This is a genomic window from Prescottella sp. R16, from assembly GCF_030656875.1.
Lineage (GTDB): Bacteria > Actinomycetota > Actinomycetes > Mycobacteriales > Mycobacteriaceae > Prescottella.
The window spans coordinates 4,273,257-4,286,145 of record NZ_CP130943.1 but is presented as its reverse complement, the minus strand read 5'-3'; the positions used below and the strand labels follow the sequence as shown (position 1 = coordinate 4,286,145).

The 12,889-nt window shown below is 67.7% G+C and carries 12 protein-coding genes; 5 read left to right on the top strand and 7 right to left on the bottom strand.

Going from position 1 to position 12,889, the window contains the following annotated elements; genetic code table 11:
- Window positions 1–5: 5 nt before the first annotated feature.
- Window positions 6–887: a TIGR03619 family F420-dependent LLM class oxidoreductase gene (locus Q5696_RS20020; RefSeq protein WP_305095383.1), complete on the bottom strand. Its 882-nt coding sequence runs from the start codon at window positions 885–887 to the stop codon at window positions 6–8.
- 297 nt (window positions 888–1,184) lie between these two features.
- Between Q5696_RS20020 and Q5696_RS20015 the strand changes: the two genes are divergently transcribed.
- Window positions 1,185–2,078 carry an IclR family transcriptional regulator gene (locus Q5696_RS20015; protein WP_305092993.1) on the top strand — a complete coding sequence of 298 codons (894 nt, stop codon included), beginning with the start codon at window positions 1,185–1,187 and terminating at the stop codon, window positions 2,076–2,078.
- A 136-nt stretch (window positions 2,079–2,214) separates the two neighbouring features.
- Here Q5696_RS20015 and Q5696_RS20010 read toward each other — a convergent pair whose 3' ends face one another.
- On the bottom strand, window positions 2,215–2,742 hold the full coding sequence (locus Q5696_RS20010; RefSeq protein WP_305092992.1) for a flavin reductase family protein: 528 nt from the start codon (window positions 2,740–2,742) through the stop codon (window positions 2,215–2,217).
- Between the two features lie 263 nt (window positions 2,743–3,005).
- On the opposite strand from Q5696_RS20010, the gene Q5696_RS20005 reads away from it, so the two are divergent.
- From Q5696_RS20005 to bphC, 4 genes are all read left to right on the top strand, one after another.
- Window positions 3,006–3,872 carry an alpha/beta fold hydrolase gene (locus Q5696_RS20005; RefSeq protein WP_305092991.1) on the top strand — a complete coding sequence of 289 codons (867 nt, stop codon included), beginning with the start codon at window positions 3,006–3,008 and terminating at the stop codon, window positions 3,870–3,872.
- Window positions 3,873–3,882: 10 nt separating this feature from the next.
- Window positions 3,883–5,586 carry an FAD-binding protein gene (locus tag Q5696_RS20000; protein WP_305092990.1) on the top strand — a complete coding sequence of 568 codons (1,704 nt, stop codon included), beginning with the start codon at window positions 3,883–3,885 and terminating at the stop codon, window positions 5,584–5,586.
- Window positions 5,587–5,890: 304 nt separating this feature from the next.
- Window positions 5,891–7,063 carry an acyl-CoA dehydrogenase family protein gene (locus Q5696_RS19995; RefSeq protein WP_305092989.1) on the top strand — a complete coding sequence of 391 codons (1,173 nt, stop codon included), beginning with the start codon at window positions 5,891–5,893 and terminating at the stop codon, window positions 7,061–7,063.
- Between the two features lie 40 nt (window positions 7,064–7,103).
- Window positions 7,104–8,009, top strand: coding sequence for a biphenyl-2,3-diol 1,2-dioxygenase (bphC, locus tag Q5696_RS19990; RefSeq protein WP_305092988.1), 906 nt, complete (start codon window positions 7,104–7,106; stop codon window positions 8,007–8,009).
- Window positions 8,010–8,078: 69 nt separating this feature from the next.
- On the opposite strand, the gene Q5696_RS19985 is transcribed toward bphC, so the two are convergent.
- The 5 genes from Q5696_RS19985 to Q5696_RS19960 form a co-directional block, all read right to left on the bottom strand.
- Window positions 8,079–9,224 carry an alpha/beta hydrolase gene (locus Q5696_RS19985; protein WP_305092987.1) on the bottom strand — a complete coding sequence of 382 codons (1,146 nt, stop codon included), beginning with the start codon at window positions 9,222–9,224 and terminating at the stop codon, window positions 8,079–8,081.
- Window positions 9,225–9,557: 333 nt separating this feature from the next.
- Window positions 9,558–10,451, bottom strand: coding sequence for a nuclear transport factor 2 family protein (locus Q5696_RS21530; RefSeq protein WP_370654828.1), 894 nt, complete (start codon window positions 10,449–10,451; stop codon window positions 9,558–9,560).
- A 74-nt stretch (window positions 10,452–10,525) separates the two neighbouring features.
- On the bottom strand, window positions 10,526–11,317 hold the full coding sequence (locus Q5696_RS19970; protein WP_305092986.1) for an SDR family NAD(P)-dependent oxidoreductase: 792 nt from the start codon (window positions 11,315–11,317) through the stop codon (window positions 10,526–10,528).
- A 28-nt stretch (window positions 11,318–11,345) separates the two neighbouring features.
- Window positions 11,346–11,537: a hypothetical protein gene (locus Q5696_RS19965; RefSeq protein ID WP_370654827.1), complete on the bottom strand. Its 192-nt coding sequence runs from the start codon at window positions 11,535–11,537 to the stop codon at window positions 11,346–11,348.
- Window positions 11,538–11,589: 52 nt separating this feature from the next.
- On the bottom strand, window positions 11,590–12,747 hold the full coding sequence (locus tag Q5696_RS19960) for a 3-ketosteroid-9-alpha-monooxygenase, oxygenase component (RefSeq protein ID WP_305092984.1): 1,158 nt from the start codon (window positions 12,745–12,747) through the stop codon (window positions 11,590–11,592).
- Window positions 12,748–12,889: the final 142 nt, after the last annotated feature.

Below are 12,889 nucleotides of genomic sequence, written 5' to 3'. Positions count from 1 at the left end.
GGAAATCAGTCGTGCGGCGGCTCGAACGCGAGCCCGAGTTCGACGCCCAGGTCCCGCAGCGCCTCGAGCTGCTCGCGGTAGTGCGACGGCCCGGTCGCGGAGATCGACGCGCTCGCGACGGTGGCGCCGGCGTCCCGGCGACGTTCGAGGGCGCGGAGCGTGCGGTCCCGGTCGCCGAGCGGATCGAGAGGCCCGCCGGCGCTGAGGACCACCTCGAGGCCGTCCGGGACGTCGACCTTGCCGAGCATGGTCTGCAGGTCCTCGAGTCGCAGCCCGAACGGCACCCAGCCGTCGCCGTGCGCGACCGCGCGACGCAGTGACCGCAGGGTGCGCCCGCCGATCCACAGCGGCACCCGGTCCTGCTCGGCGTGCGGGTCGACGACGAGGTCCTCGAAGTCGTAGTAGGCGCCGTGGTACTCGGGAACTCGGCGGGACAGGCCGGCGCGCAGCGCGGCCAGCGCATCGTCGGCGCGGGCGCCACGGTCCTCGAACGGGGCACCGAGCAGATCGAACTCTTCCTTCAGCGTGCCGACCCCGAGGCCGAGAACGAGACGTCCGCCACTGACGACGTCGAGGGTGCCGTAGCGTTTCGCGATCTCGAGCGGGTGGTGGTAGCCGAGGACGAGGACCTGGGTCGCGAGCCGGATCCGCTGCGTGCGGGCCGCGAGGTAACCGAACGTGGCGAGCGGATCCCAGTAGGTGCCGCCGCGGTTTTCCGCGATATCGACGGGAACCGCGACGTGTTCGCTGCAGGTCAGGTGGTGGAAACCGAGCCGGTCGGCGGTCTCGGCGATCGCGGCGAGGTCGGCGATCCCGCCCGTGCGTTCCCACTCCGAGTGGGCGCCGGGGTGCAGCACCACGACGGGGGAGACGATTCCGATGTGCATCCCGGTCCGCATGGCTCCGTTCTACCGGGCCCGTCACCCGGCTCGCTGCGGCTCTTCCGGTGACCGGGAACATGCGGGGGACGTGTGTACGTTGTCCGGCAGGGTGTCGTCCGGTGGGTGCGGAACCGTCGGGCAACGATCATGATGGGTGCGCCGGATTCGGCAGCCGTTTCGTGAGATTCGTCCACAAACACTCCCGGCTACCGGGACGCACCTGATAACCTGCTGTAAGAATTCATTTCAATTTCGCATCGCATCGCCCCTCGATCAGGGCGCGGACGTTGTTTGGAGGTGTCGATGACCATCGTCGATCCCAGTGAGGCCGTCGCTACTCCTGCGGCCCGCCGCGAATTGCCCCCGTCCATGGTCGAGCGCATGACGCTCATCCTCGATGCGTTCGACGGCCGGGCATCCCGGTTGACGCTCGAAGAGGTGGCCTGCCGGACCCAGCTGCCGCGCTCGACGGTGCACCGCATCCTCGACCAGCTCGTCCGGCTCAACTGGGTGGAGCACGCGTCGTTCGGCTACTGCCTCGGACGTCGAGCTCTCGGTCTCGGTGGCGGCGACGGTGGCCACAGCGAGATCCGCGCCGCCGCGGCACCGCTGCTGCACGAGCTGCACATGCAGACCGGCATGGTCGTCCACCTCGCGGTTCTCGACGGTAGCGAGAGTGTCTACCTCGACAAGGTCGGCGGACGATTCGCGACCACCCTGCCGTCACGGGTCGGCGGGCGTGGCCCCGCGTACTCGACTGCCGGCGGCAAGTCGATGCTCGCGTGGCTCGACCCCGAGCGCGTCGACAGCCTGTACGAGGAGCGGTTGGCCCGCTGCACGGACCGCACCATCACCGACATCCCGACGCTGCACCAGGAACTCAACCGGATCCGACAGCGCCGCGGCCTCGCGTTCGAGCGCGGCGAGTCGGTGCGCGGTGTCGCCTGCGTGGGTGTCGCCGTCCGCGGCCACGACGGTCCGGTCGCCGGGATCTCGCTGTGCGGCGACTCCCGCACCGCGCAGCTCGAGCGGGTCGCGCCGCTCGTGGTGGACGCGGCCCGGGAAGTGTCGCGCACGCTGTACCCGGAGCTCGGTCAGCCGCGTCGCGGTCGCCGCGCCGCCACCACCCCCGCCGACACGTGGTCGGCCGACGCGATGGATCGGCTGCTGTCGATCCAGAGCGGACAGTGGATCTAGTACGTACCTCGCGCCGAACGGGAAACGGCGGCACACTCCGATCTCGGAAGTGTGCCGCCGTTTCCGGTTCGTGGGCCTACGGCGTCGGACGCCGGCAGGTGCCTACGGCGTCGGACGCCGACAGGTGCCTACAGTGTCAGACGCCGGCAGGTGCCTCGATGCCGAACTTGCCGCGGAAGAACACCATGGGGCGCTCCTCGCACACGGTGTCGAGTTCGAGCACCCGGGCGATGATGACGTCGTGGTCGCCGGCGACGTGCACGTTCTCCACCTCGGCGTGGACGCGCATCAGCACACCCGGCAGCGACGGGGTGTCCCACCGGGACAGCTCCCAGTCGAGGTCCTCGTACTTGCGGCCGCGGCTGGAACCGAAGCGGGCGCACAGCTCGGACTGGTCCTCGTGCAGGACGTTGACGCAGAAACGGCCGGACTTGCGGATCCGCGGCCACGCACGGCCCCGATGGTCGGCGCAGATGAGGATCAGGGCCGGCTCGAGCGACACCGACGCGAACGACTGACAGGCGAACCCGACAGGGCCCTCCTCGTCGATGCCGGTCACGATGGTCACTCCGGTCGCGAACTGGCCCATGACGCGACGCATCTCGTCGGGCGTCGGAGCACACGAGCCTGCCGTGGTCGGGCGTGCGATCGTCTCTGCGGTCATGGAAGCCACCTCCTGTACGGAACTGTTCGAACGGAACGACTGGTCGATGAGGCGAGCGTATGGCCCTCCGGATATGTGTCCTGAACTGCGGTCTCGTTGAGCGGAACCGGACATCGTGTGGCCCGTGGATCCGGCCGGGGTCTCGCTGATCGGGATGGGTGATGGCTGCGTCCCACGCGGGCTGGCACCCTTCGCCCGGATGGGTTGTGACCCCGACGACAGTTGCGGATCCGACGACAGCGGCCGACTACGCAGAGGCGACGATGACTACTGAGCTCAGCTACGAGGACACTCTGAAGGAACTGCACACCGACAAGGGTGTGCTGCGCTACCACGAGGCGGGTGACGGGCCTCCGCTGCTGCTGCTCCACGGCTCCGGCCCCGGTGTCACCGGCTGGCGCAACTACCGTGGCGTGCTCGCGGACTTCGCGAAGCACTTCCGCTGCTACGTGCTCGAATTCCCCGGCTTCGGTGTCTCCGACCCGTGCGAGGGCCACCCGATGGTCGAGGCCGTCGCGGCGGTTCCGACGTTCCTCGACGGCCTGGGCCTCGACAAGGTGAGCCTCATCGGCAACTCGATGGGCGGCATCGTCGCCGGCCGGTTCGCGATGACCCACCCCGACCGCGTCGAGAAGATCGTCTCGATCGGCGGCCTGGGCAAGAACGTCGTCTCCCCGGCCCCCGGTGAGGGCATCAAACTGCTCATGGAGTTCACCGACAATCCGACCCGTGAGGGCCTGATCCGGTGGCTGCAGTCGATGGTCTACGACCCCGCTGTCGTGACCGAGCAGCTCATCGAGGAGCGCTGGGCGCTCGCGACCGAGCCGAAGACGCTCGAGATCGCGCGCCGCATGTACAGCTCGAAGGCGTTCGCCGCGATGGCTGCCGCGAACGCGATGTCGAACGAGGCGCCGTACTGGTCGCAGTTCGGCAAGATCAAGGCCCCCACCCTGATCACCTGGGGTCGTGACGACCGCGTCAGCCCCGTCGACATGGGCCTGCTGCCCATGCGCGACATCCCGAACGCGGAATTCCACGTGTTCCCCAAGTGTGGCCACTGGACCATGATCGAGGCTCGGGACGCCTGGGTCGCCACGGTCCTGGCCTTCCTGTTGCGTGACGAGAAGTAGGCGAAACCCAATGGCAGACAAGAAAGCCGACAACGAGAACTTCGACACCATCGTCGACTTCCTGATCATCGGAAGCGGTGGTGGCGGCATGGTCGCCGGCCTCACCGCCGCCGACCGGGGACTGTCGGCGCTGATCGTCGACAAGGGCAAGACGTTCGGCGGCTCCACTGCGATCTCCGGTGGCGGCATCTGGATCCCCAACGCCCCGGTGCTGCTGCGCAAGGGTGCCCAGCGGGACTCGAAGGAGTCGATCCGTCGCTACCTCGACATCCTCACCGACGACAAGGTCGCCGGCGATCGCCTCGACGCCTACATCGAGAACGGCCCGAAGATGATGGAGCTGCTCGAGCGCAGCCCCCACATCGAGTTCTACTGGGTCAAGGGCTACTCCGACTACCACCCCGAGCTCGAGGGCGGACGCCCCCTCGGCCGCACCGTCGAATGCACCCCGTTCGACACCCGCAAGCTCGGCGAGGACGAGAAGTTCCAGCGCCCCAACAGCATGAAGGGCCCGCTGGGCCTGTGGGTCACCGGCAAGGACTACCACGACCTCGCGATGGTCAAGCGCACGTGGGCGGGCCGTCGGGCCTCGCTCGTCGCGGCGTGGCGTGTCGCGTCGAACGTCGTCCGCCGTCGTCACATGTCGACCGGTGGTCGCGCGCTCGTCGCCCGCATGCGCATGGCGCTCAAGGACGCGGGTGTCCCGCTGTGGCTGCAGACGTCGATGACCGAGCTGATCACCGACAGCACGGGTGCCGTCGTCGGTGCCGTCGTCGAGAAGGACGGCAAGAAGGTGCGCGTCGGCGCCCGTAAGGGTGTCCTGCTCGCCACCGGCGGCTTCGAGCACAACAACGAGATGCGCGCCAAGTACCTGCCGCAGAACGGTGTCGACAACATCAGCATGGGCGCGCGCGAGAACGTCGGTGACGGCATCGTCGCCGGCCAGAAGCTCGGTGCGGCCGTCGATCTCATGGACGACGCATGGTGGATGCCGTCGGTGAAGCACCCGATGGGTGCGGTCATCCCGCTGGTGTCCGAGCGGTCGATCCCGCCGTCGGTGATCGTCAACCAGGACGGCAAGCGGTTCACGAACGAGTCGGCACCGTACGTCAACTTCGTGCACGACCAGATCGAGGGCGGCCACGTCCCGGCCTACTTCGTCATGGACAGCAAGGCTCGCTCGCGGTACCCGTTCGCGCAGGTCCTGCCCGGTGCCCCGTTCCCGCAGGGCTTCTACGACCAGGGCATCGTCCACAAGGCGAACTCGCTGAGCGAGCTGGCCGAGAAGATCGGTGTCCCGCCGCAGAACCTGCTCGAGACCGTCGACCGGTTCAACGGCTACGCCCGCACCGGCAAGGACGAGGAGTTCGGCCGCGGCGACAGCGCGTACGACCAGTACTACGGCGACCCGACGATGAAGAACCCGGCGCTCGACGAGATCGTCAAGGGCCCGTTCTACGCGGTCCGCATCGAAGCCGGCGACCTCGGCACCAAGGGCGGTCTCATGACCGACGCCGAGGCCCGTGTCCTGCGCGAGGACGGATCCGTCATCGACGGCCTGTTCGCGGTCGGCAACACCGCCGCCTCCGTCATGGCCAACGAGTACGCCGGCGCCGGCGCCACCATCGGCCCGTCGATGATCTTCGGCTACGTCGCCGCGAACTACATCGCGGACAACAGCGCCGATCGTCTGTCGACGACGGCCGGCAAGTAGTAGGTTCACGGAACTCCCGTGGCCATTCAGTGGGACTGGGAAAACGGCTCTGACGTGGCCGAATCCCAGTCCCGCTGAGCGGGAGGCGTTTTGTTTCCCCGGCCCCGTAGCTGGGACCGTTCGAAGCACGATCAGCGCAGTTTCGATCCGCTCGGAAAGGCGCTGACCCGCGACTCGCACGCGGTCACGACCGGATGCGGGTCGGGAGGACAAAAGAGACCAATTGCTCTGGAACGCAGTGGGTCCGTCCGTTGAGAATTGACCCGCGTCGCCGTGGGATCGACACAGAGAGGGCTGGTTAGCCATGGGTCAGGTTTTGGACAACATCATGCAGTTCGCGGACGAGATCCGCGAGGGAGGCATCGAGGGCGAGAAGCTCATGCGCCTCTCCGACGGAAACGCCAAGCGTATTCGCGACGCCGGCGTCATCCGGATGCTGCAGCCGAAGGAATTCGGCGGCCTCGAGGTGCACCCGCGCGAGTTCGCGGAGACCGCCATGGCCCTCGGTGCCGTCGACGGCTCCACCGGCTGGGTCTCCGGCATCGTCGGCGTCCACCCGTGGGAGATGGCGTTCTTCGATCCCAAGGCGCAGCAGGAGGTGTGGGGCGAGGACGTCGACACCTGGATCGCGTCGCCGTACGCCCCCATGGGTGTCGCGGTCCCCGTCGACGGCGGCTACATCCTCAACGGCCGCTGGTCGTTCTCGACCGGCAACGACCACTGCGAGTGGGTCATGATCGGCGCCGCGGTCGGCGACAAGGACGGCAACCGCACCGGCAAGATCCTGCACGTGCTGGTCCCCAAGGCCGACTACACCGTCGACCACGACAGCTGGAACGTCGTCGGCCTGCGCGGCACCGGATCGAAGGACTTCACCGTCAAGGGCGCCTTCGTCCCCGAGTACCGCACCATCGACGCCGACATCGTCCTGCAGGGCAACGGCGCCGCGCACGCCGGCCGCGACGAGACGCTGTACAAGTTCCCGTTCTCCTGCATCTTCCCGCTCGGTATCTCCTCGTCGCTGATCGGCATGGCGGAGGGCGGACTCGGCCTGTACATCGCCATGCAGAAGGAACGCGTCGCCGTCACCGGTATCCCGATCAAGGAGGACCCGTACGTCCTCTACGCCATCGGACAGGCCGCGGACGAGATCAACGCGTCGCGGGTCGCGATCCTCGAGACCGTCGACCGCTTCTGGGACAAGACCGAGAAGGGCGAGACGATCACCTTCGAGGAGCGCGCGATCGGCCGTCGCACCCAGACGAACGCCGCGTGGCGTGCCGTCAGCGCCCTCGACGAGGTCTTCGCCCGCGCCGGTGGCGGCGCCATGAAGGTGACGCTCCCGCTGCAGCGCTTCTGGCGCGACGCGCACGTCGGCCTCACCCACGCCATCCACGTGCCCGGCTCGATCAACCACGCGTCGGCGCTCACGCAGCTCGGTGGCGAGCCGCAGGGCGTCCACCGCTCGATGATCTAGTTCGCAACCCTCTGCACTCCACACCCAGGGACGGATAGATATGACGGAAATTCGGGGTCTCGGATACCTCAGGATTCAGACGCAGGACGTGGCACGCTGGCGCGAGCTCGTCGTCGACGGCCTCGGCATGTCGGTCGGCCAGGGACCGGAGCCGGACGGCCTGTACCTGCGTGTCGACGAGCGGCGGGCCCGCCTCATCGTGCTGCCCGGCGAGTCCGACAAGGCGCTCGCGGTCGGCTGGGAGGTGCGTGACGAGTTCGCCCTCGAGCGGGTCCGTGAGGCTGTCGAGAAGGCCGGCATCCAGGTAGGCGTCCTCTCCGCCGAGGAGTCGCTCTACCGCGACGCCGAGAAGGTCATCGCGTTCGACGACCCGGCCGGCACCCGCGTCGAGGTGTTCTTCGGACCGGTCCTCGACCACAGCCCGGTCGTGACGCCGCACGGTGGCCGCTGGATCACCGGCGACCAGGGCCTCGGCCACGTCGTGCTGCCGACCCCGAAGTTCGCCGAGTCGTACGCCTTCTACACCGAGGTGCTCGGCTTCCTGCCGCGCGGCGCAGTCCGCCTGCAGGACGGCGTCAACCGTGTCCGGTTCCTCGGCGTCAACCAGCGCCACCACAGCCTCGCGCTGTGCCCGGCGCCCCCGAGCGACGAGCCCGGCCTGGTCCACCTCATGACGGAGGTCGACACCCTCGACGCCGTCGGTCAGGCACTCGACCGCGTCGCGAAGCTCGGCTTCACGATCTCGTCGACCCTGGGCCGCCACACCAACGACAAGATGGTGTCGTTCTACGTGCGCGCACCCGGCGGCTGGGACCTCGAGTTCGGCACCGAGGGCATGCTCGTCGACGAGCGGTACTACACGGCCGAGGAGATCACCGCCGACAGCTACTGGGGCCACGACTGGTCGGCCTCCGAACCGCTGAAGGCGTTCATCCCGAAGGCCTGATCGCCTACTGCACGACAAGGGCCCCGCACGGAATCGTCCGTGCGGGGCCCCTGTGCGCAGAAGCCGGTGTCAGGCCGGCAGATCCAGTGATTTCGCGAGCGTCGGCCACGCCTTCGGCAGCCGGTCCCGCCAGTACGACCAGCCGTGGATGCCCTGCATCTCGTAGTCGACGGTGGCGGGGACCTTCGCTCGGGACAGGGCGGCGTCGAGGCGCTGCGTGCACGCGTTGGACATCATCTCGATCGGCCCGCCGATGAAGACGCGGTCGAGGAAGTCCGATGCGCTCGGCACCTCGTACTCGCCGGGGATACCGGTCGCGGTGGAAACGTAGATGTCCATGCCGCGCAACGCGTCCACGTTGCGGACGGTGTCGTGAGCTGCCCAGTCGGGGCCGCCGATCTCACCCCACATGTTGGCGGGGTCGCCGCCGCGTGACGACACTGTCGACTGGACACTGAGTCGGCCGAGGTCGTCGGTGGTGGAGTAGCAGCCGCTGAACACGGCGATGCCGCGGTACATGCCGGGATGCCGGTGCGCCAGCATCATCGCGCCCTGCGAGCCCATCGAGATGCCGAGCAGCGACTTGACGCCGTTGCTCTTCAGACGCTCCTCCATCAGCGGGGGCAGTTCCTCGGTGATGAACGTTTCCCACTTGTGCAGTCCCACACCGGGATCGATGCGATCCCAGTCGGTGTACATGCCGGACACGCCACCGTTGATCATGACGACGTTGACGTTCTTGTCGGCGAAGAAATTCGGGGCCCCGCCGATCGTCACCCAGCCGCTGGTGTCCTCACGGGCATCGACGCCCTCGAGAGCGTAGATCGACGGCCGAGGCTCCGAATTGTCCTTCGGCAGCAGCACTTCCACACCCACCTCGCGGTGCAGGGCAGGGGAGGCGACGGTGAAGCGGACGAGCCGGTCCGTCTTCTGTTCCGCGTCGACGATCGCCGCGGTGGTGATGTCGTCGCGCAGCTCCGGCAGCGGCGGATGCTCGTTCTGCCACGACCCCGGCATGAGCGAACCGGCACTGACACTGCCGCCGTCGGCGCTGGCGCCGCTGGACCCGGCCGCACTACCGAAACTACCGGCACTGCCGGGCGAGGCGACAGCGGTCCCGGCCGACGGAAGCGCGGCCATTACGACGAGTGACACCCCGAGCGCACCGCGCCCGGCGCGGCGCAGCGACGTGCGCATCGGATCGGAACCCCACATCGGTACGAACCCCTATCGGTCGGAAGTCGAGCTCGGAAGCCGAGCCCGGGGAAGCCGCGCTCGGGAAGCCCAGGTCAGGAACGGCAAAGGCACCGTAAGGTACCGCGCTGCACCGGTCCGCACCGGCGATTCGTGAAGGAAAAGTCCCGGATCACGACAGAAGCTCTTCATAAACCGGTGAAATCGGGCGTTGTTCGGGTCGGGTGTCGAATCCTCGTACGACGGTCGCGGCCGGGAGTGGGTGGTGGGGGAGGGTGAGAGATGTACGAGTGTTCCCTCCCCGTTGCGGCAGGCCTCCCGTCCGCCTGCCGCAACGGTATCGGACGATTCGCCTTATGCCGTGTCGGTGCGCAGCCGGGTCAGGCGCATTGCGCTGATCCGCCAGCCGTCGTCGGTCCTGCGGTATTCCTCGAGGTAGTGGCCGTAGCCGTGCAGGCTGTGCAGTGCCGAACCGTCCGGCCACCACAGCATGTCCTCCATCGCCCACACGCCGGTCGCGGTGGTGGCCGAGGTGAGGGTGATCTCGGGGGTGTGGCCGTGGTGGACGGTCGTGACTTCTTCGATGTTCGCTCTCAGGAACGGCAGGTACTCGGCCACCGAATTCGTGACACCGCCACCGGTTTCGGTCATGTCTATCGTGACGTCGGGGGTGAAGACGTCGGCGAGGCCGTCCCAGTCCTTGGCGTCCATGAGACGGAAGTAGCGGGCCTTCAACTGTTTGACGGCCTCGATGTCGGCGGCTGCGGTGCGCGGGTTCACCGGCGCCGTCCCGCCGTCCCAGTGTCCGGGGCCCGAACCGAGGACCTCGATCTCTCCTCGAGCTCCTCGCATGTGCTTGGTGCGGTGACTCATTCGCCACTCACCGTCGGTCAGGCGCCACTCGTCGTGGTAGTCGCCGAGCGTCGAGAAGCTCAGGCCGTCGTGCTCGCCGACTCCCAGGTGCATGTCGCTGACGTAGGTCCGACTGGTGGCGGTGCCGGCCGCGAGGTCCACGTCGACGAGCGCGTTGCCCAGCAGGTGCTGGGTGGGCCCGCAATCGTCCAGGAAGGAGCGGATCAGCGCCACCACCGCGTCGGGGCCGTGCAGAGTACCGGTGCCGAGTTCGGCGGTGACGTCGCCGGTCATGATGGAGTGCAGACCGGGCCAGTCCCGGTCGTCCATCGCACGCGCGAACCGGGTTACGGCGCGGGTGATCTCACGCTCGGCGAGCAGGTGTTCGAGGTCCATCGGTGTCCTTTCCTGAAGCGAAGACGACTGTGGCCGCGACCCTTCCGGATCGCGGCCACAGCTGCACGGGAAAACTACTTGCGGTTGAGGAGCTTGCGCATCGCCTCGGCCGCACCCTTGACCATCTTGTCGCGGGGGAAGCCGCTGCGCTTCTGCGCGGCCTCGTAGTTGCCGCCCGCGACCCACACGGGGCCGTCGGCGAGATGCTCGAGGCCCTCGCGGGCCGCATCCTCCGGCTCCTGGACGATCATGCCCGGGATGTCGAAGTTGAGGCCGGCACGGACCATGGCCGGGGTGCGGGTGACACCCAGGATGAACTCGACGACGTGAACGCCGTACGGCTCGAGCTCGAGCCACAGCGACTCGGCGAACACCCGGCTGAACGCCTTCGACGCCGCGTAGATGCTCTGGTGCTCGGAGCCCATGTAGCCGGCCAGCGAACCGAGCAGCATGATGCCGCCGCGGCCGCGTTCCTTCATCAGCCCACCGAAGTGGTGCGACAGCTCGAGCTGCTTGGTGATGTTGAGGTCGATGACACCGCTGAAGCCCGACAGGTCACCGGTGACGAACTCGTGGCCGTAGCTGTTGGCGCCGGCGTTGAAGATCAGCAGACCGACCTCGACGTCGTCGGTGGCCTTGCGGATCTGCTCCATCGCGTCGGCGGCGAGCAGGTCCAGTGCGAGGGTGCGGACCTCGACACCGTGGGAGCGCACCTTCTCGGCGGTCTCCTCGAGCGGACCCGGCTTGCGAGCGATGAGCACGAGGTTCAGGCCGGCCTGCGCGAGCTCGTCGGCGAAGCCGGCGCCGACACCCTCGGAGCCACCGGCGATGACGGCCCACGGGCCGTACTGATTCTTGTCGATCATGAACGATCCTTTTCGTCGGCAGGTCGACTCAGTGGTCGACGACCTGCGGGGTGGGCACCGGGTCCTCGTTGGTGATGTCCAGACGGCCGTCGAGTGCCGCCTTCTGGATGGTGGCACTGAGCGACTCGCACCGCATCACCGGCGCGCCGGGACGGCCTTCACGGCCGACCCAGTGGTGGATCTCCTGGCACGCCTCCTGGGCGGCCTCGTTCCACTGCACGGCGGTGTGTTCCCAGCTGTGCTTCTGGACCTGTACGCAGGCCCCGCAGCGATCACACTCCAGCGGCTGCATTCTCGCGAGCCTTCCGTTCGAGGTTGGCGTCCACTTCCTTGCGCCACGCGGCGACGGCCTTGGTGGTGTCCATCTCGTGCTCGAAACGGTCCGTCATGTCGGTCGTGACGTCGGCGCGGTCGACGTAGAACTGCTCGTACCAGCGGCGCAGCTGGTAGACCGGGCCGTCCTCCTCGCACAGCAGCGGGTTCTCGATGCGGGTCTTGTTCTTCCAGATCGAGATGTCCTGCTCGAAGCCCTTGGCGATGAACGTGCCGAAGTTCTTCGCCATGTCGGTGGCGGCGGTGCCCTGGAACTTCTCGGACTTCTTGACGATGATGCCGTACATCAGCACGAACTTGTCCGGGCTGACCGGGTAGTGGCAGTTCAGCAGGACCGATTCGACGTTGTGGTCCTCGTACTCGTAGACCAGGTCGTCGATCATGAACGACGGGCCGAAGTACGACGCGGCCGAGTTGCTGCCCTTCATCTTCGGGGTGCCGGCGGCGTGCGGACGCTCGTCCTCACGGGCGGTGCCGCGCATGAACTGGCTCGCGACCTGGCCCTCGAAGACGTTCTTGAAGAACGTCGGGAACGAGTAGTGCACGTAGAAGAAGTGCGCCATGTCGACGATGTTGTCGACGATCTCGCGGCAGTTGGTGTCGACCTCGGTGGTGAACCAGACCCAGTCGGACCACTCGTCGCTCAGCGCGCCCTCGATCCGCGGGATGTACATGTCCTCGTCGGTCGGTGCCTTGCCCTCGGGGTCGTGCCAGACGAACAGCATGCCGTCCTGATCGAGGGTGTGCCATGCGCGGGTCTTGGCGATCGGGGGGACGCGGCGGGCGTAGGGGATCGAGGTGCAGCGGCCGTTGCCGCCCCAGCGCCAGTCGTGGAACGGGCATGCCACCGAGTCGCCCTTGATCGTGCCCTGGCTCAGGTCGCCGCCCATGTGCCGGCAGTAGGCGTCGAGGATCTTCAGGTCGCCCTTGCTGTCGGCGAAGACGACGAGCTTGGTGCCGAACGCCTCGATCGAGTGCGGCTTGCCGTCCTTGAAGGACTCGGACAGGCCCAGGCAGTGCCAGCCGCGGGCGAAGCGGGTGGGGGAGGCGCCTGCGACGATTTCGCGGACTTCGGCTTCTTCGGACTTGAGCGTCACTTCGTCCGTCCTTTCGGGGAATGCATGTCGAATTCGAGGGCGTTCGGAGATCGAGCGCCGGCCGTCGGTGGTGTCCCGTGTGCAGGATGCACACCTATGGCATCTGGCCGCCACGGTAGGTGACTGTGGTCACCCGGTACTT